The organism is Flagellimonas amoyensis (assembly GCF_003058265.1).
Classification (GTDB): domain Bacteria; phylum Bacteroidota; class Bacteroidia; order Flavobacteriales; family Flavobacteriaceae; genus Flagellimonas; species Flagellimonas amoyensis.
This window is the reverse complement of record NZ_QBUK01000006.1, coordinates 246,919-264,711: the sequence shown is the minus strand read 5'-3', so window position 1 is coordinate 264,711 and position 17,793 is coordinate 246,919. Positions and strand designations below refer to the sequence as shown.

Sequence of the window (17,793 nt, the reverse complement as noted above, 5' to 3'; positions counted from 1 at the left end):
AATAATCTGTTAGAGTTAGTTCCTGATAAAACCAGAATTAACCAAAGCTATATCAAAATTGTTATACAGACAATTAAATGGATGAAAAAATTATGCATGCATAATAAAAAGGGTAAATTTTTAGGAATTTAAGAAATGAAGGCTCTTTTCAAAAAACTGCTTGGGATTCTCTGCATGGAGCCAATGCCCTGCATTGTCCACGGTCTCAATGTGTGCTTTCGGGAAGTGTTTTTTGATTTCGGGAAGGTCATTGGGCTGGATGTATTCGGAACGATCTCCCCTGAGAAAGAGGGTGGGGCCTTCGTAAAGAGCCGTGGGGCCTATGTTGTCCCCAATTTCTTCCATTTTGTTCCTGAGCACCTCAAAATTGAAGCGGAACCCCAACTTTCCCTGTTCTACCCAATACAGATTTTTCAAGAGGAACTGTCTCACGCCAAAATTCCTGATGCTTTTGGAAAGGATCTCATCGGCCTCGGTACGACTGGATATTTGATCAAAATCCAAAGTGGCCAACCCATTGACAATATCTTGGTGGTGGGGCGGGTAGAATTTGGGGGCTATGTCCGCCACAATCAGTTTGGTGACCAGTTCAGGGTGAGAAGTGGCCAAATGCATTGCCGTTTTTCCGCCCATGGAGTGGCCCAGTACATTGGCCGACCCCATGTTGTGGTGCGCCATATAGTTCTGGACGTCCTTGGCGAGCTGCTCATAATCAAAATCGGGGGAATGGAAGCTTTTGCCGTGGTTACGCTGGTCCAGCAAATGCACTTCATACCCATTTTCGGCATATTGGGCGCCCAGTGTCTTCCAGTTGTCGGACATGCCCAAAAAACCATGTAGGATCAAAAAAGGTTTGCCTTCTCCCAGTATTTTTGAATGTAGTAGTTCCATTATTTCAGTCGGTGTAGATACATGTTCACCACATTTTCCAGTCCCATATAGATGGATTCGCAGATGAGGGCGTGTCCAATGGAAACTTCCAAAAGGTGGGGGATGTGTTCCTTGAAAAATTTGATATTGTCCAGATTGAGGTCATGCCCGGCATTGATGCCCAATCCAAGTTCGTGTGCCATTTTGGCCGCTTCGGCAAAAGGGGCAATACTTTTTTCTTTGTGGCCTTCGGCAAATTGATGGGCAAAACTTTCGGTATAGAGCTCTATCCGGTCCGTGCCCGTTTTGGCGGCCCCTTTCACCATCTCCACATTGGGGTCCACAAAAATGGAGGTCCGGATACCTTGTTCCTTGAACGTCTTGATCACATCCACCAAAAAATCCTTGTGTTTTATGGTGTCCCATCCGGCATTGGAGGTGATGGCGTCCTCGGCATCGGGTACCAGTGTGACCTGGGTGGGTCTTACCTCTAGGACCAGGTCGATGAAACTGGGGACAGGATTGCCTTCTATATTGAATTCGGTGGTGACGATTTTCCTGAGGTCCCTTGCATCTTGGTAGCGGATGTGTCGCTCATCCGGTCTGGGGTGGATGGTGATTCCTTCAGCACCGAACGACTCAATGTCCTTGGCCGATGTGATCAAGTTGGGGACATTGCCGCCACGGGAATTCCGTAAAGTTGCCAGTTTGTTGATGTTGACACTCAACTTTGTCATAAAGTTCTTTTTTAGATAGGCAAAAATAAGGATTAGGCACGCCTTTTGCCATTTTAAATTAGTATTTTGCACCTAATAGAACTGTCATGTACATACAAGACCAAATTGTGACCAATGTTCCCATTTTTGAGGTTTCGGAAACCTTGAAGGATGTCATCAAATTTTTTGAGGAGACCACTTTTTCCCATGTGGCCGTCACAGAGAATGGCATTTATCTGGGGATGTTGTCGGAGAATGACCTGGCCTGTTTTGAACCGAACAAGACCATAGAGGAATTTAGGTACGAACTGGAAAGTTTCTTCGTGGTCAAGGAAACGGCATGGCTGGACGTGCTGGAAATGTTCTCCAGGAACGAGTCCAACATCTTGCCCGTTTTGGACGAGAACCAGATGGTCCTCGGCTATTATAACCTCGAAGATATTGTCAGTGTTTTCATAGATACTCCATTTTTTAAGGAACCCGGAGCCATACTTGTGGTATCCACGGGAATCAAGGACTATTCCTTCAGTGAGATAGCGCAGATCGTGGAGAGCAACAATGCCCGGTTGTTGGGGGCTTTCATCACAGGTTCCGAGAACGATGTGGTGCAGATTACCCTCAAAATAGGCACACAGAGCCTCAATGAGGTGACGCAGACTTTTAGGCGGTACAACTATAGCATCATTTTTGGAAACAGCGACGATCAGTTTTTGGAAGACTTGAAACAACGATCGGACTATTTGGAAAAATATCTCAACGTATAGCATGAAGGTAGCCATTTACGGTCAAACTTTTCTGGAGGAAGATAAACATTGTGTGGAGGAGTTGCTGGAAGAGCTGGAGAAACTGGATGCCAGCATTTTCGTAGAGGAAAAATTCAACCATTTGGTCTCCACATCCACCAAGGGGCATATCCAGGGTATCTTTTCCCAATCCAAAGGATTGGATTCCACTTTTGACATGTTCGTGAGTTTTGGTGGGGACGGTACCATGTTGCGGGCCGTTACCTATATTAAGGACCTGGGCATTCCCATTGTAGGGGTGAACACGGGCAGGTTGGGTTTTTTGTCCACTTTCAAAAAAGAGAACGTACGCAAATTGGTCACCGAATTTGTGGCCGGACACTATACCATTGAGGAACGCACTTTGGTGGAAGTAGAGCTGAACTCCGACCTGGATGAGTTCAACGGGCTCAACTTTGCACTGAACGAAGTTACCGTTAGCCGAAAGGACACCACATCCATGATCACCGTGGAAACCTACCTGAATGATGAATACTTGACCTCCTATTGGGCAGACGGACTGATTGTCTCCACGCCCACGGGATCTACGGGCTACTCCCTGAGCTGCGGCGGGCCTGTGATCGCCCCTACGGCAAAGTCATTGGTGCTCACCCCGATCGCCCCGCACAACCTGAATGCACGTCCCTTGGTCATTTCGGATGACACCCAGATACGGCTCAAGGTCTCTGGCAGGGAAAAGACCCATTTGGTCTCCTTGGATTCCAGGATAGCCGACATTCCCAACGGCAAGGAAATCAAGATCAGAAAATCGGACGTTGTCATAAAAATGATAGAGTACAAATCGGAAAGCTTCTTGAAAACATTGCGCAACAAACTACTTTGGGGGGAGGATCGACGCAATTGAACCCATCAAAAACAATAAAAGGAGCGAAAAACTGTTTAACAAAGGAGAACAATGCAAACATCATACTTATTGACCTTCCTTTACTCTTAACACGTGAAATTTTTTGGATAGTATGCGGATAGTTTTGGCTGTTTTTCTATGCTGTGTGGTCAAGCTCAGTGCCCAGACCTATGAGGTGGGGGTGTTTGCCGGTGGTGCCAATATGGTGGGCGATGTGGGAAGGACAAACTATATATTGCCTTCCGGTCCTGCTTTTGGTGGAATCTTCAAATGGAACAAGAGTAAAAGATATGCATGGCGTGCCAGTGTCATCTATGGCGATTTCACGGCAGACGATACAAAATCCAGCATGGAATCCAGACAGGAAAGGGCCTATATCGTGGACAATTCTGTTCTGGAAGCCTCCTTGGGACTGGAAATCAACTTTGTGGAATACAATCTGCACAAGCTCGGACCTGCCTTCACGCCTTACCTTTACACGGGTTTGACCTACTTCAGATACGATTTTAATTATATTGATGCCCTTCAAGTGCAGGATATTAACCAAAAAGAAGGTAGTTTTGCAATTCCAATGACGGTTGGGGCAAAGTATCGGTTAAATCAATTCCTGATCCTCGGCGCCGAAATTGGGGCCAGGTATACGTTTACGGACAATTTGGACGCAAGCAATCCCGAAGGTTCCAATTTTGAGCAGTTCCGGTTCGGAAACATATTGAGCGATGACTGGTATGTCTTTACAGGGTTTACGTTGACGTACACCTTTGGACGCAAGCCCTGCCAGGATTGTTTTCAATAAGAATGCACACACTAGAGGACGTAAACAAGGACAGACTTCCCCAACACGTAGCCATCATTATGGATGGTAACGGCCGTTGGGCCAAGCAACGGGGCAAACTCAGGGTTTTTGGCCATGAGAATGGTGTAGAGTCCGTAAGGCAAACCGTGGAAAGCTGTGCCAAACTCCAGATTCCCTTTCTGACCCTATACGCTTTTTCCACTGAAAACTGGAACCGGCCGAAGATTGAGGTTGACACCTTGATGAAGCTCTTGGTGACTGCGTTGAAAAAAGAACTCAAGACCTTGCACGAGAACAATATACGGTTGAAGGCCATCGGTAAAATGGACACTTTGCCCGAAAAAGTGCGCAAGGAATTGGAAGAGGTCATTTTCAAAACATCAAAAAATACGGGAATGACAGTTACCCTGGCCCTCAGCTATGGCTCGCGGGAAGAGATAAAAACAGCCGTACAGCAGATTGCGACCAAAGTTAAAAATAATATAATTTCACCTGAAAATATTGACGAAGCCGTTATAAATACACATCTTTACGCGCACTTCCTGCCCGATGTGGACCTGCTAATCCGTACCAGTGGAGAGTGTAGAATAAGCAATTTTCTGCTTTGGCAGATTGCATATGCCGAATTATATTTTATTGATGTATTTTGGCCGGATTTTAGAGAGCATCATTTGGTAGAGGCAATATTAAGTTACCAAAATAGAGAACGACGATTTGGAAAAACTAGCGAACAACTCAATTAAGGGTATTAGGAACTCTATACATTCATACCTTAAATTACTTCTCCCCCTATTATTTTTCTCCGGTCAGGCCTTGGCCCAGGAAACCTCATTTGAGGACGGGAAACAATACATCTTGGGGGATTTGACGGTCACCGGGCTTCAGAGCTACAACGAGCAGACCGTAAAAACGTACACAGGATTGCGTGTGGGCCAGCCCATAACAGTGCCCGGCGATGAGATCAGTGCGGTCATCAAAAAGTTGTGGGGACTAGATCTCTTCAGCAATGTGGAGATGTACTACACCAAAATTGAAGGCGAAAAGATTTTTTTGGAACTCTATATCCAAGAACGCCCTACCTTGAACAATGTCACCGTATATGGCGTCAAAAAGCGTAAGGTTGAGGATATTATCGATGATACCGACCTTAAAAAGGGCAAGAAGATAACGGAAAGCCTTATAGCCAACACCAAGAACTATCTCCAGAACAAATACAAAAAACAAGGGTATCTCAATGCAAAGGTGAACATAGCCACCGCTGCCGATACCTCAGGGGTCAATGTCCAGAACATGGTCATCAACCTGAACAAAGGGGACAAGGTCAAGATTCGAAAGATTGTATTTGAAGGCAATGATCAGCTTTCGGACAAGAGGCTTCGCAAATCCTTGAAAAAGACCAAAAAGAAGAAGTTTTATAGGTTCTGGAAAAAATCAAAATACATTGAGGAAGATTATAGGGAAGACCTAACCAATTTGATGGATACCTATGCCGAAAGGGGCTACAGGGATGCCCGTATCTTGATGGATACCTTTACCAGGGTCAATGAAAACAATATTGATCTCAAGATTAAGCTCGAAGAAGGGAATAAATATTATTTCGGGGACATCGACTTTGTGGGCAACACGGTCTATACGGACAGGCAACTGGCCCAAATTTTGGGCATCAAAAAGGGCGACACCTATAATGGGGTATTGTTGAAGGAAAGGATTGCCGATGACAGTAAGCCCGATGCCATAGATTTGACCAATCAGTACCAGAACAATGGATATCTCTTTTCCAGCATCAATCCCGTGGAGGTTTCCGCAGTGAACGACACCATCGATTTTGAGATAAGGATCATTGAGGGGAAGGAAACCTTTTTGGACCACGTCACCGTGGTGGGCAACGACAAGACCAACGACCACGTGATCTTTAGGGAACTGCGTACAAGGCCAGGTCAAAAATACAGTAAGGATAACATCGTAAGGAGTATCCGCGAATTGGGCCAACTTGGATTTTTCGATGCGGAACAGATAAAACCGGATATCATCAATCCAGACCCCAATGCAGGTACAGTGGACGTCCAGTACAGTTTGGTGGAAGCAGGTTCCAGTCAAATAGAACTACAGGGTGGTTTTGGTGGCGGAGGTTTCATAGGAACCCTTGGACTTTCTTTCAGTAACTTTTCACTGAAGAACATTTTCAACGGCGAGGCATACAAGCCTGTGCCAATGGGAGATGGCCAGACCTTTGCCCTGCGTTTGCAGGCCAGTAGGACCTTTAGGGTGTATAGCTTGAACTTCTCCGAACCTTGGTTGGGAGGAAAAAAACCGGTAAGGTTCAACTTGTCCCTATCCAGGACGCAGCAATTTGCCACAGGATATGACAGCAGGGGTAGGATAGATGTGGATAAATCACGCGGGTTTGCCATCACTGGGGTTTCGGCAGGATTGGCGAAAAGGGTGCAATGGCCCGATGACTTCTTTACCATATCCCATGCGGTGAGTTACCAGCGATACGATTTCAACGATTACAACAGTGGTCTGTTCAACTTTGGAAATGGTAGTTCCAACTCCATTAACTACACCATAGGAATTTCTAGGAGCTCTCAAGGACCTAGTAGGATTTTCCCGATGACAGGTTCCAACTTTGAGCTTACGGCCAAGTTTACCCCTCCCTATTCCCTTTTTGGCACTAAGGACTTTAAGCAGATCAAGGAAGATATAGATGAAACTACGGAGAGGTTAAGTGAAATAGGAAACCCTAACAATGCTACGCCGGAAGAACTATTGGAATACACTCAACTTAGAGGAGATTTGGAAAGGTTGGAAGAGGAGCGTTTCAAATTGTTGGAGTTCTACAAAATCAAGTTCAAAGGAGATTGGTACACCCGTTTGGTGGACAAATTGGTACTTCGTACCAATGCCGAGTTCGGATTTTTGGGAGCCTATAACCACGATATCGGGGATGTGCCCTTTGAGCGGTTCTATGTAGGTGGAGACGGTCTTGGAAACTTCACCCTGGACGGTAGGGATATTGTACAGTTGCGTGGGTATGAGAACCAATCCCTCACCCCATATATCAACAATGCCATCACTGGAAACCTGGAACAAGAGGGGGGTACCATATACAATAAATTCTCCTTGGAGCTCCGTTACCCGTTCACCTTGAAACCCTCTGCATCCATTTATGGACTTACATTTTTGGAAGCAGGGAACTCGTTCAACAATTTTAATGACTATAATCCGTTTGAGATAAAAAGATCTGCCGGAGTGGGGCTACGTATTTTTATGCCGGCATTCGGACTCTTGGGAATCGATTTTGGTTATGGCTTCGATAGCGATGCCAGACCTGGGTCGGTCGGACCAAGCGGCTGGCAAACGCACTTCATCATCGGGCAGCAGTTTTAATCAAGGGAAATAGTGTCTTGATATAAATTAAACAACTCATTATAAATGGATTGTTTAATTTGGCACGATATTTTCTATGTAAAAAGCGGAAGTAAAGATGAATACAAAAGTTCTTTTGTCATTGGTTGTCCTTATGACGTCCCTTTATGGATTTTCCCAGCGGGGGGTGCGCATAGGATACGTGGATATGGAGTATATCCTGGATAATGTGGAGGAATATAGGGATGCCACCCAACAGTTGGAGATCAAGGCGCAAAAATGGAAGCAGGAGATAGAGCTGAAACAGAGTGCCATTGAACAAATGAAAAAAGACCTGATGGCGGAAAAAGTGCTCCTCACGGATGAGCTTATCGCCGAACGGGATGAAGAGATCCAAATCTTGGAAAAGGAGATGTTGGATTATCAACAGGATCGCTTTGGTCCGCAGGGGGATTTGGTGATGCAGAAACAACTGTTGATACAGCCCATTCAGGACCAGGTTTTCAACGAAGTCCAGAAAATAGGCGCCAATAAAAGATACGATTTTATTTTTGATAAATCGGCAGATGTTGTAATGTTGTACTCCGAAAAAAGACACGACGTCAGCGACTTGGTTTTAAGGGAAATAGCACGTACCAGAAAAGTAAGTGCATCCAACACAAAGCAAGAACAGCAGAACCGATTGGATAGGTTCATTGAAGAGGATGCGGAAGAAGAGGAAGAAATAAGCGAGGCCCTGTTGGATCGCCAGCAAAGGACAGATTCCATACAGCAAGCCAATGCCAAGGCCATAGAGGATAGAAGAGCTGAACAGTTGAAGCTCAGGGAAGAACGAAAAAAGGCCTACGAGGAACGAAGAAAGAAATTATTGGAAGAGCGCGAGGCCAAACGTGATGCCAAATTGGACGAACGGAAAAAAGTGCAGGAACAACCAAAAGATTCAATAGAATAACATATATTGAAACACTAAATTTAATATCAAAATAGTAACTAGAACCATGAGAAATGTAAAAAGGATTGCTGTGGCCCTTGTATTGTTTGTAGCGGCTACGGGTTTTGTGAGCGCGCAGAGCAAGGTTGCACATATCAATGTACAGCAACTATTGTCTGATATGCCGGAGATGAAGGCCGCACAAGCAGAGTTGAAGAAATTGCAGGAAACCTATAGGGCAGACATACAAAGCTCCATGAAAGAGCTTCAAAACAAGTTGACCCAATATCAAAATGAGGCCACTTCCAAGACCAATGAGGAGAACGAGCAAAGAGCAGTAGAGCTTCAAGGGTTCGAAAGAAACATTCAGGAAGCTGAGCAAGCAGCTATGCAAGAAATGCAGAAAAAACAACAAGAGCTGTTCGCGCCAATCTCTGACAAAGCCAAGGCAGCCATTGAAAAAGTGGCCGCTGCGCAAGGATTCGATTATGTGATCGATGCCAGCCCAGGATTGAGCCTTATCGTGGCCAAAGGCAAAGATCTTCTGCCCGAAGTAAAGAAAGAATTGGGCTTCTAAACCAATATCGTATACAATTCAAAAAAACCGCTCTTCAATATGAGGAGCGGTTTTTTTGTTCCATGAACTTTTTAGTCTTTATTTTTGGGTATGGACATACCAATTGGCATCTTCGATTCAGGCGTAGGGGGCACTTCCATTTGGAAGGAAATCCATAAAATGCTTCCCGCTGAGGACACCTTATACCTTGCGGACAGTGCCAACGCCCCTTATGGTGTGAAATCCAAAGAGGAAATCCTACGACTTAGTATCAAGAATACCGAGTTTTTATTGAACAGGGGGAGTAAGATCATTGTTGTGGCCTGCAATACCGCCACCACCAACGCGATAGACTATTTAAGAGCGAATTACGATGTCCCTTTTATCGGCATAGAGCCCGCCATCAAACCGGCTGCACTGCAGACCAAGACCAAAAAAGTAGGGGTGCTTGCCACCAAGGGAACCCTTTCCAGCAGTCTGTTCCACAATACCTCCAAACTGTTTGCCGAGGGTATCACCGTTTTGGAACAAGAGGGCAGGGGGCTGGTGGAGCTCATTGAAGCAGGAAAGGTCCAATCAGAAGAGATGCGGGCCGTATTGGAAGAGATTCTACAACCCATGTTGGCACAGCGCATAGACTGTCTTGTATTGGGCTGCACACATTATCCTTACTTGCTGCCTGTACTGAAGGAACTATTGCCCGAAAATATCACCATTATCGATTCGGGGGAGGCGGTGGCGCGGCAGACCAAGGCCGTCTTGGAAAAAAATGGCCTACTTCGGACCGATGGAGGTGCCCAGACCTCTGTTTTCTATTCCAATAAGGACATTGAGGTCCTGAAAAGTCTGATCGATTGTTCCGATGCCCAAGTTTCCCATCTTGATTTTTGATTATTGAAAAGTTAGGCAAGGAATTGATAAACAGGATTCTGGCTTGGTAAAAATATCAAGCTCAAGTTCAAACATCAAATCCAAGTGTATTCGTGTAATTCCCGCCCGCGCAGGCGAGTGTGCCAAAAGGTATAAACTTGAAACCCCTAACTCAGAACTCTTAACTCCTAACCTGATATATTGTCTATGTCCCTTTTTCTTCGATAGGTAAGATAGGTAAAGGCATATTGGTGCCTATCATCCTTTGGATGGTGTTCCTTGCTCACGAGCTCCCATTGGTCTTCCTCAATCGTCGGAAAAAAAGTATCGGCCTCAAAAACACCGTGTACCCGTGTCAGTTCCATGTCCGTGGCCAACCGCATGGACTGTTTGTAAATTTCACCTCCACCGATGATATAGGCCGTTTTCCCATCCTTTACCAGTGCAAGGGCCTCTTCCAAGGAGTGCGTCACTAGGCAAGGGAATTTTGGGGTGTAATCGGTGTCTCGGGTAATCACGATATGTTCCCGGTTGGGAAGCGGTTTTGGGAAACTTTCCAGCGTTTTCCGTCCCATAATGATTTGATGCCCGGTGGTCAGGGCTTTGAACCGCTTAAAATCATCGGGAAGGTGCCATACCAAGTCGTTGTCCTTGCCCAAAGCGTTGTTCTCCGCAGCGGCGGCAATGATGATCAATCGTTTCATTGATCTTTTTTTTTATTGATGCCGGAAAGAGGGAAATCCGTCTCTATTTCCTTTTGGATCTCGGCGATACGTTTCTTTTGCAGTGCGACCAGTTTTTCACGTTGGGCGCGTTCCCAGTCCTGGCCCATGAACCTGTGGGTCACGAACACATTGACGGCGTGGATGACGAACAGGAATGCCCAAATGAGGATGGCCCACACGAACCAATCATAGGTCTCCCCATACTTTAAAATCTTATTGATCAGTACCAAAAAGAGGCTGCCGATCAGAAAGATCACAAAGTGGGAAAACAGCCGTTTCTTTTGTTTGATGCGCTTGTGGGCATTCTCCAAAAGTTCGTGCTGTTCCAGATCTATTTCAGGTTTCTTCTTTTTTCCGAATGACAACATGGAATGGCTATCTTTAACAACAAATATAAAGGAAATTGTATCGTCTAATTGTGCGAGTGGTCTATTCGGATGTCACATCGAGCGCAGTCGAGATGTTTTGTCCATCTTTCGACTGCGCTCAAGAGGACAAAATCAAATATTGATACAACGTATCATGACCACTGGCACATTCATATATGATGAATAAAAGATTTGTACCCAAAACATTTGCAATGCAGAACCTCAGAAAAAAATTCCCCGTACTTAAGCAATGTATCTATGCCAATACCGCTTCGGCGGGCCTGTTGAGCGAAGATTTGATGGAATGGCGCCAAGGGCACGACCTCGACTTCCTGATCGGCGGAAGTAAAATGAAGAACAAGGGATTTGCCCATATGCCCGAGATCAAAAAAGTGGTCGGTAAGTTTTTTCATTGCAGTCCCGAGAATGTGGCCCTCGTGCCCAATTTCAGTTTGGGGCTGAACCTCTTGCTGGAGGGCCTGCCCAAGGACAAGACGGTGCTGTTGCTCCAAAGCGATTATCCGTCCGTGAACTGGCCTTTTGAGACCCGGAATTTTAAAAGGGAATATATGGATATTGATGCAGACATGGAAACGAACATCCGTGAAAAGGTCAAATCGGGAAAGATTGATGTATTGGCCCTGAGTTTGGTGCAGTGGGTGGACGGAGTCCGTATCGACCTTGATTTTTTAAAGGAGCTGAAAAAGGATTTTCCCAATCTGATGATCATCGCCGATGGTACCCAATATTGTGGTGTGGAAGAGTTTGATTTTGAGGCATCGGGCATAGATATTTTGGGGGCCAGTGCCTACAAATGGCTCTTGGCGGGCTATGGCAACGGATTTTTTCTGGTAAAGGATGGGGTGAAGGACCAATTCGACCTGAAAGGTATTGGCAACGGCTCTGTGAACAACGATGCTTCCCAGCGTAACAACATTTCGTTCTGTAAGTTCTTGGAACCGGGCCATTTGGATTCCTTCAACTTTGGTAGTCTGGAATTTGCGCTCCACTTTTTGGAGGATATCGGTCTTGAAAATGTGCAGATCCAATTACAAAAACTATCCGCGAAGGCCATGCAGACCTTTTCGGAACTGGACCTGCTGGAGCCCCATATTGCCCAAAGAAAACAACACAGCACCATCTTCAAGATCAAAGGGGATGAAAAACTCTTCAATAGGCTGAACGAGGAGAACATCGTGGCCTCCCCACGGGGCGGGGGCATACGGCTCAGCTTCCATTTTTACAATACAGAGGAAGAAATCGATGTGATTGGCAAACTTCTAAAGCGTTGGATGTCAAAAAGATGATTGGTAAAAAAGTGGGAGCTAATTTGCCAAAAGTAACCTTAGGGTTAGGTGCATTTTATCAATTTGATAAATCGATGCTAACTAATTGTAAGTAAGCGGTTTTATGCATTGCTTTGTACTGGAATTAAATTTTTGGTACCATGGCAATTAAGAAACAATACCTAAAGAGCAAGCCTATCTGCAAGGTGACCTTCACCGTTCCCGCAGATGAGGCAGAGACCGTTGCCGTAGTCGGGGATTTCAACAATTGGAACCCAACTGCGAGCGAACTGAAGAAGTTGAAGAACGGGACCTTCAAAGGGACCTTCGAACTTCCGATGGAGAACAGCTACGAGTTCAGATATCTGATTGACGGGTCCTATACCAATGATGACGAGGCCGACCGTTTCCAGTGGAACGAGTATGCCGGCACCGAGAACGCCGTTTTGGAAGTATAAAGACATGTAGACCACCATCAGGGTTCCCCAAGACTGATGGCGGTTTTTTTATTGGGGAATTTCTGCTGTCAAATTTTACCCATCAGCCCTTCACCGGTCGTTTGGTCCACAAAACCCCTTTCAAGTCCGGATTTGGGGTCTAGGTTTTCATGGACTTCCATGTTTTCGCCCAGTCCAAATTGGGATTGCAACCCCTCCACATCCAGAACCGTGTCAAAATAGATCCAAGGCGCAGTTGCGTTGGACCAGGCCAGCCCAAAAGAGGTGATGGCAATCCGTTTTTCATCCGCCAGATAATAAGCCATTTCCCGGATAGGGTCTGATTGTATTTCTTTGATCTTATGGTACAGTTCAAATTGGTTCATGGCGTAGATGTGATGGGCCCAAAAGTAGAAAGATCAAGGATTGTTCGTTTCTTGGTCCTTTTCGTACCCAAAGCTGAATTCTTGCGAACGTGAATGTTCCTGTGCCATGATAGCGCCCATTTGTGCCACTATTTCCGGGTGTTCGGAGGCAACATTGTGCTCTTCTCCCAAATCATTGGTCAGATCATAGAGCTCGATGGCGGCCTCTGGGTCGGTATCCATGTTCAGGCGTACACCTTTCCAATTCCCGAACCGAACCGCTTGTTTTCCTCCCCGTTCCAAAAACTCCCAATACAGATGGTCGTGCTTTTTCTGCTCTCCGTCCAAGAGTTCCGGTAAGTAGGAGATACCGTCTATGCCCTTCGGAATTTCGATTTGTGCAATCTCGCAAGCTGTGGGCAAGAAATCCCAAAAGGCCGAAATATGGTCGGAAGTGGAATTCGCACGTATCTTTTGGGGCCAATAGGCGATCATGGGCACGCGTATGCCGCCTTCGTATAGGTCACGCTTGTGCCCCCGAAGCCCTGCATTGCTGTTAAAATAATCAGGGTCTGCACCCCCTTCTTGGTGGGGTCCGTTATCCGAAGTAAAGATGATGAGGGTGTTCTCCGCAATGCCCAGTTCCTCCACTTTTTTTCTGATCTCGCCCACTTGCCTGTCCAATAAATGGACCATGGCGGCAAAAGCCGCGTGGGTCTCCTCTTGTGAACCATAGCCACCTTTTTTGTAGCGTTCCCCGCCGTCTGTCCCTTTATAGCTTTTTTCGGGCTCCAGTTTTCCCCTGAATTTTGATATGTATTCCTCTGGAGCGGCAAGTTCGGCATGTGGGATGATGGACGGATAGTACATAAAAAAAGTAGTGTCCTTGTGCTTTTCGATAAATTCCAGCGATTTTTCATGGATCAAATCTGGGGCATAGGTCTGTGTCTGGGTGCCGACATTACCGTCTAGGGATACTTTGGTCTGGTTTTCCCATAAGTGGTAGGGGTAGTAATTATGGCCCATCCGTTGGCAATTGTAGCCATAGAATTCATCAAAACCTTGATTGTTGGGGTCGCCTTCGGAAGCCGGATAGCCCAAGCCCCATTTTCCAAAGGCCCCTGTGACATACCCTCCCGATTTTAAAAGTTCGGCAATCGTTGCCACGGAAGCGGCCATAGGGTATTGGCCTTCTGGCTGGATTTCCCTGTTGCCACGGATAAAAGTATGGCCGGTATGTTGGCCTGTCAGTAGTGCGGAACGGGACGGTGCGCAGACCGTGGAACCTGAATAATGTTGGGTAAAGAGCATGCCGTCTGCCGCCAATTGGTCAATGTTCGGGGTAGGAAACCTGGTTTGGCCCATCACGCCAAGGTCACCATAGCCGAGGTCATCTGCCAAAATATAGATGATGTTCGGTCTTGGGTTGTTGGTTGTTTCTGGTTTTTCAACTTGTCGTTTGCAACTTCCAAGGATAAGTGCAACAAAAAGTGCCCAAATGAAAGCTTGTGGCTTGCCCATGTTCTTTTTTTGAAAAGATATGGCTTTTTGCCACAAAGCACAACCGCCTCAGGGTCATTGCCAGTTTGAAAAAAAATCGCTCACAATTTATTCCGTCCAGTAATCCACCACAAGAACATCCTCGATGTGTGGGCCTGCAATCTCCCCAAAAACCTTATGGTCGGGATGGGGGAGATAGGCATCGCGGTCGGCCTCACTGTGGAACGTGAGGAAAAAGCAATGGGTAAAACCCTTGTTCAGGTTTTCCGGACTGTTGTTCAGTCCCCATTCATACCCTTTGATGAGCGGAATTTTTGAGGGCAGGGCATCAAAGGCCTGTTTTACCTGCTCAATATCGTCGGCGGTAGAGGTCTCCTTAAATTTGAACAGCACCACATGGCGCAACTGACGGGTGGTGGTATCTTCAGTTTTTTTCACGGTCTCTTCCTGTTTTTCGGTGGTTTCTTTTGGGGTGGAATTGCCACAGCCCATCAAAAGCAGTGTAGCAAATAGGGTGATGGAGATGGTTTTCATGCCTTGTTTTCTTATTGAATAAAATATACTTTCTTGATTTTCCCGTTTTCAACGTGGTACATGGCGACCGCCTCGACGGTTTCCGTGCCAAATTGAACCCGCTCTTTGTCAATCACCACATTACCCTGAACAATCCGTTCCTTGAGTTCACAATGCAGGTCTGGGGTGTTTTTGAACATTTGGGCATACTGTCCCCTCATCGTTTCTTTGCCCTTATAGAGCAGTTGGTCGGGGAAAGCATAGACTTCCACATCCTCGGCATAGGGTTCTAGAAAGGCCTCGATGTCCCCCAAATTATAGGCGTTCAGTTGTCGTTGGGCCAAATCGGTCGGGGAATCTTGCAAGAGGTCGTTGGGCTTGAAAGCCTCTCCTTGGTTGAAGACCGTATGTATTTGGGTCACATTTTCGATGTCCACGATGGGGTTCGCATCCAAGAGCAAAAGATTGGCCTTTTTTCCTGTAGTCACCGTTCCAAACTCATTTTCCTTGCCAAAGAGCTTTGCTCCGTTTACGGTGGAGGCCTGCATGATTTTCCAATTGCTCATACCGCTCTCTTGCATGGCCTTCAGTTCGGGCAGGTAGGACGAGGTGTGCAATGTGCCAATATTTCCAGCATCCGTTCCGGTCACGATCAAAACGCCCGCATCGGACAATTTTTTCAGGTTGACCCTGGAGATGGAATCGCTCTTTTGGAGTTTTTCAACATTCTTCGGGTCGTTTGCATATTTTTTATAGTTCTCGATGAGTGAGGTTTCGGGCAGGTGTTTCAGGTCCAGCAGCGTTCCCAATTGGTAGGGGTCGGCTTTTTGAAGGTCGTGGGTGCCAAGCTCCAGTTTTTGGCCAAAGGTGTCCATGTACCCACTTGGAACGACCAGCGTAGGGCAGAGGGCCACGTTGTTTTTCTTCAGCAAAGCCACAAAATCATCCGTTATCACCTCGTCATCCACACTATGGACCAAAAAATCGGCGCCATTTTCAACGGCCAATTGGGCGGTGATCCGTTCCGTGGCATGGACTGCCACCTTCAAATTGTGCTTGTGGGCCTCTTCAATGATTGCATTTACAATAGGCAGGTTTTTGCGCGCACTTTCTTCAACACTCAATCCGTCCGCCCCTGCGATGTACCATATTTTGATAAAGTCCGGTTGGTGGGGCAATTGTTGCTGAACGCCTTTAATGCCTTCTTCAATGGTCTTTGTCAAGGTAAATACGCCGTCATTTCCGAGGTTTGCCAAAGCTGCTGGCTCATAAGTGGTCAATAAAGGCCCCGTCATAAATATTTGGGCCGTAGTGGCATTATCCTTGAAACCATTTCTTGCGTCGAGCAGGTTGAACGACGAGCCCACATCCACCACCGTGGTGATCCCGTTTTGGAGGTATCGCCTCAATTTGGTCTCCATGTCAGATCTTGCAAGTGCAATCTCGTTGTTGTAGTCCATATATTTTCTCAGGTCGATGGCATCCGGGCGAGTGTACAGCCCTCCGTTTTGGGAGAAATGGATATGGGCATCCACAAGTCCGGGAAAAAGGAACTTGCCCCGTCCGTCGATTACGGTCGCATTTTGTGGGATTTTAACGGTACTGCTTTTTTTGATGCTGGAGATCAGGCCATCGGTGATCACCACGGTCTGATCGGGCAACAACCGTTGTTTTTCCACATCGGCCACGGTCACATGGGTGATGTAGGTTTGTGCGAACAGGGAAAACGTGCTGATCAGAAAGGCGCAGGCCAAAAGGTGTTTTCGTGTCATAGGATGGAGGTTGGTGTTTTTTGAGTACAATCACAGCTAACCGTCTCGTAGCGATGAGATTGTAAGAGGGAAGATACTGATTTTTTGGGGAGGGTGGTGTCTTAAGGCAGAGATTCCTTGACGTTGGTGTGGGGACGGGATAAAGAGATTGTTTTTAGAACAGTCTTTTATTCACACAAGGCATTTAGATAGAAACTTAAACTTTGCCCTCCTTTGGTCCAGTTGTCCATGGCTTTTTCCCTAAAATAAGCCGTATGGGTCGGAGAACTGGCAGTTGAAATGGCAAAGTACTTGCTTTTTGTATCTACTTTTTCACTTTCGACCCATTGTATGGTTACAGCAATTTCTTCAACTTCTTCTTCGAGATAGATACTGTAGGGTTCCAAATCTACCTTGAACCATCCTAAAGAATTGTCCTTGATTTCAAAAACAATATTTTTTTTAACTACCAATTCTGTTGGAAGCCCATTTTCAATCTTGTAGAAATTTACCCTGAATTTAAGGGATTTGAAGTCATTCGAGGTAATGTTGAAATTCAAATCCTGGATGTGGCAGTTTTTTCTGATCTTGAACTTCATTCCTCTTTCTTTGCTCAAACGGTCATCGATATCTTTTTCGTAGTAAGAGTAGAAATTTGAATGCATCAATCCGAGGCCCTTGGATGTTCTTCCTATCTTTCTTTGTTTCAGCTCTATTTTTTTTGAGGTCACTATTACTTCGTCCAACTCTGTATGCTGTGGGTGCAATAAAATTGTCCTCTTTTGATTGCTCAAATCCGAGACCAAGTATTTTTCGGTTTTAAAACCTATGTATGAGAAAGTGACGGTGTCTCTTGATGTTGTTCTTTCATTTATGTCAAGTTTGAAAAATCCATTTTCATTGGAAACTGTCCCAACCGTTTTATTGGCAATCCCGATATTGACATAGGGCAAAGGTTCATTGTTTTCAAAACTCTTTACTTCGCCTACAACCTGTTTGCTTTGGCAATATCCTATTTTACTAAGGGCTAGAATCAATACAATCGTAGGAAATCTTTTCATATTAGAGCTTATTTCAAATAGCTAATATGCAT

The 17,793-nt window shown here is 45.8% G+C and carries 19 protein-coding genes; 10 read left to right on the top strand and 9 right to left on the bottom strand.

Annotated elements, in window-relative coordinates:
• Positions 1–120: 120 nt before the first annotated feature.
• The gene (locus DB398_RS10675) at positions 121–891 is read right to left on the bottom strand and encodes an alpha/beta fold hydrolase (protein ID WP_108424365.1); all 771 of its coding nucleotides are present in this window, start codon (positions 889–891) and stop codon (positions 121–123) included.
• Complete coding sequence (locus DB398_RS10670; protein WP_108424364.1) at positions 891–1,607, bottom strand: pyridoxine 5'-phosphate synthase; 717 nt, start codon at positions 1,605–1,607, stop codon at positions 891–893. The genes DB398_RS10675 and DB398_RS10670 overlap by 1 nt, the downstream gene beginning before the upstream one ends.
• A gap of 86 nt (positions 1,608–1,693) precedes the next feature.
• Here DB398_RS10670 and DB398_RS10665 point away from each other — a divergent pair, with 86 nt between their 5' ends.
• The 8 genes from DB398_RS10665 to murI all read left to right on the top strand — a co-directional run bounded on the left by DB398_RS10665 (position 1,694) and on the right by murI (position 9,776).
• Complete coding sequence (locus DB398_RS10665) at positions 1,694–2,350, top strand: CBS domain-containing protein (protein WP_108424363.1); 657 nt, start codon at positions 1,694–1,696, stop codon at positions 2,348–2,350.
• Between the two features lies 1 nt (position 2,351).
• Positions 2,352–3,233: an NAD kinase gene (locus DB398_RS10660; protein WP_108424362.1), complete on the top strand. Its 882-nt coding sequence runs from the start codon at positions 2,352–2,354 to the stop codon at positions 3,231–3,233.
• Between the two features lie 112 nt (positions 3,234–3,345).
• A complete protein-coding gene (gene porG, locus DB398_RS10655; RefSeq protein ID WP_108424361.1) occupies positions 3,346–4,029 on the top strand; it encodes a type IX secretion system protein PorG in 684 nt (227 codons plus the stop codon).
• A 2-nt stretch (positions 4,030–4,031) separates the two neighbouring features.
• Entirely contained in the window at positions 4,032–4,772 is a 741-nt protein-coding gene (locus DB398_RS10650; protein ID WP_108424360.1) for an isoprenyl transferase, read from the top strand.
• The gene (locus tag DB398_RS10645; protein ID WP_108424359.1) at positions 4,744–7,419 is read left to right on the top strand and encodes a BamA/OMP85 family outer membrane protein; all 2,676 of its coding nucleotides are present in this window, start codon (positions 4,744–4,746) and stop codon (positions 7,417–7,419) included. Before DB398_RS10650 ends, DB398_RS10645 begins: the two co-directional genes overlap by 29 nt.
• Before the next feature lie 97 nt (positions 7,420–7,516).
• Complete coding sequence (locus tag DB398_RS10640; protein ID WP_108424358.1) at positions 7,517–8,350, top strand: OmpH/Skp family outer membrane protein; 834 nt, start codon at positions 7,517–7,519, stop codon at positions 8,348–8,350.
• 46 nt (positions 8,351–8,396) lie between these two features.
• Positions 8,397–8,906, top strand: a complete 510-nt coding sequence (locus tag DB398_RS10635) for an OmpH/Skp family outer membrane protein (protein ID WP_108424357.1) — start codon at positions 8,397–8,399, stop codon at positions 8,904–8,906.
• A 90-nt stretch (positions 8,907–8,996) separates the two neighbouring features.
• Positions 8,997–9,776: a glutamate racemase gene (gene murI / locus DB398_RS10630; RefSeq protein ID WP_108424356.1), complete on the top strand. Its 780-nt coding sequence runs from the start codon at positions 8,997–8,999 to the stop codon at positions 9,774–9,776.
• Between the two features lie 167 nt (positions 9,777–9,943).
• Here murI and DB398_RS10625 read toward each other — a convergent pair whose 3' ends face one another.
• Entirely contained in the window at positions 9,944–10,459 is a 516-nt protein-coding gene (locus DB398_RS10625) for a dihydrofolate reductase (RefSeq protein ID WP_108424355.1), read from the bottom strand.
• Positions 10,456–10,848: a 2TM domain-containing protein gene (locus tag DB398_RS10620; RefSeq protein ID WP_108424354.1), complete on the bottom strand. Its 393-nt coding sequence runs from the start codon at positions 10,846–10,848 to the stop codon at positions 10,456–10,458. The genes DB398_RS10625 and DB398_RS10620 overlap by 4 nt, the downstream gene beginning before the upstream one ends.
• 212 nt (positions 10,849–11,060) lie before the next feature.
• Here DB398_RS10620 and DB398_RS10615 point away from each other — a divergent pair, with 212 nt between their 5' ends.
• On the top strand, positions 11,061–12,155 hold the full coding sequence (locus DB398_RS10615; RefSeq protein WP_108424353.1) for an aminotransferase class V-fold PLP-dependent enzyme: 1,095 nt from the start codon (positions 11,061–11,063) through the stop codon (positions 12,153–12,155).
• A 140-nt stretch (positions 12,156–12,295) separates the two neighbouring features.
• The gene (locus DB398_RS10610) at positions 12,296–12,592 is read left to right on the top strand and encodes an isoamylase early set domain-containing protein (RefSeq protein WP_108424352.1); all 297 of its coding nucleotides are present in this window, start codon (positions 12,296–12,298) and stop codon (positions 12,590–12,592) included.
• Positions 12,593–12,660: 68 nt separating this feature from the next.
• Here DB398_RS10610 and DB398_RS10605 read toward each other — a convergent pair whose 3' ends face one another.
• The 5 genes from DB398_RS10605 to DB398_RS10585 all read right to left on the bottom strand — a co-directional run bounded on the left by DB398_RS10605 (position 12,661) and on the right by DB398_RS10585 (position 17,761).
• On the bottom strand, positions 12,661–12,957 hold the full coding sequence (locus DB398_RS10605; protein WP_108424351.1) for a hypothetical protein: 297 nt from the start codon (positions 12,955–12,957) through the stop codon (positions 12,661–12,663).
• A 33-nt stretch (positions 12,958–12,990) separates the two neighbouring features.
• Positions 12,991–14,457: an arylsulfatase gene (locus tag DB398_RS10600; protein WP_108424410.1), complete on the bottom strand. Its 1,467-nt coding sequence runs from the start codon at positions 14,455–14,457 to the stop codon at positions 12,991–12,993.
• A gap of 87 nt (positions 14,458–14,544) precedes the next feature.
• Positions 14,545–14,970 (bottom strand): Dabb family protein, encoded by a 426-nt coding sequence (locus tag DB398_RS10595; RefSeq protein WP_108424350.1) that lies wholly within the window; start codon positions 14,968–14,970, stop codon positions 14,545–14,547.
• A gap of 11 nt (positions 14,971–14,981) precedes the next feature.
• Positions 14,982–16,721, bottom strand: coding sequence for an amidohydrolase family protein (locus tag DB398_RS10590; protein ID WP_108424349.1), 1,740 nt, complete (start codon positions 16,719–16,721; stop codon positions 14,982–14,984).
• Positions 16,722–16,888: 167 nt separating this feature from the next.
• Positions 16,889–17,761: a carboxypeptidase-like regulatory domain-containing protein gene (locus DB398_RS10585; RefSeq protein WP_108424348.1), complete on the bottom strand. Its 873-nt coding sequence runs from the start codon at positions 17,759–17,761 to the stop codon at positions 16,889–16,891.
• Positions 17,762–17,793 lie beyond the last annotated feature (32 nt).

Coding starts and splice junctions, on each gene's coding strand:
- DB398_RS10585 (WP_108424348.1), bottom strand. CDS start 17,761: ATGAAAAGATTTCCTACGATTGTATTGATTCTAGCCCTTAGTAAAATA.
- DB398_RS10640 (WP_108424358.1), top strand. CDS start 7,517: ATGAATACAAAAGTTCTTTTGTCATTGGTTGTCCTTATGACGTCCCTT.
- DB398_RS10610 (WP_108424352.1), top strand. CDS start 12,296: ATGGCAATTAAGAAACAATACCTAAAGAGCAAGCCTATCTGCAAGGTG.
- DB398_RS10635 (WP_108424357.1), top strand. CDS start 8,397: ATGAGAAATGTAAAAAGGATTGCTGTGGCCCTTGTATTGTTTGTAGCG.
- DB398_RS10615 (WP_108424353.1), top strand. CDS start 11,061: ATGCAGAACCTCAGAAAAAAATTCCCCGTACTTAAGCAATGTATCTAT.
- porG (WP_108424361.1), top strand. CDS start 3,346: ATGCGGATAGTTTTGGCTGTTTTTCTATGCTGTGTGGTCAAGCTCAGT.
- DB398_RS10605 (WP_108424351.1), bottom strand. CDS start 12,957: ATGAACCAATTTGAACTGTACCATAAGATCAAAGAAATACAATCAGAC.
- DB398_RS10670 (WP_108424364.1), bottom strand. CDS start 1,607: ATGACAAAGTTGAGTGTCAACATCAACAAACTGGCAACTTTACGGAAT.
- DB398_RS10620 (WP_108424354.1), bottom strand. CDS start 10,848: ATGTTGTCATTCGGAAAAAAGAAGAAACCTGAAATAGATCTGGAACAG.
- DB398_RS10660 (WP_108424362.1), top strand. CDS start 2,352: ATGAAGGTAGCCATTTACGGTCAAACTTTTCTGGAGGAAGATAAACAT.
- murI (WP_108424356.1), top strand. CDS start 8,997: ATGGACATACCAATTGGCATCTTCGATTCAGGCGTAGGGGGCACTTCC.
- DB398_RS10595 (WP_108424350.1), bottom strand. CDS start 14,970: ATGAAAACCATCTCCATCACCCTATTTGCTACACTGCTTTTGATGGGC.
- DB398_RS10675 (WP_108424365.1), bottom strand. CDS start 891: ATGGAACTACTACATTCAAAAATACTGGGAGAAGGCAAACCTTTTTTG.
- DB398_RS10625 (WP_108424355.1), bottom strand. CDS start 10,459: ATGAAACGATTGATCATCATTGCCGCCGCTGCGGAGAACAACGCTTTG.
- DB398_RS10590 (WP_108424349.1), bottom strand. CDS start 16,721: ATGACACGAAAACACCTTTTGGCCTGCGCCTTTCTGATCAGCACGTTT.
- DB398_RS10665 (WP_108424363.1), top strand. CDS start 1,694: ATGTACATACAAGACCAAATTGTGACCAATGTTCCCATTTTTGAGGTT.
- DB398_RS10650 (WP_108424360.1), top strand. CDS start 4,032: ATGCACACACTAGAGGACGTAAACAAGGACAGACTTCCCCAACACGTA.
- DB398_RS10600 (WP_108424410.1), bottom strand. CDS start 14,457: ATGGGCAAGCCACAAGCTTTCATTTGGGCACTTTTTGTTGCACTTATC.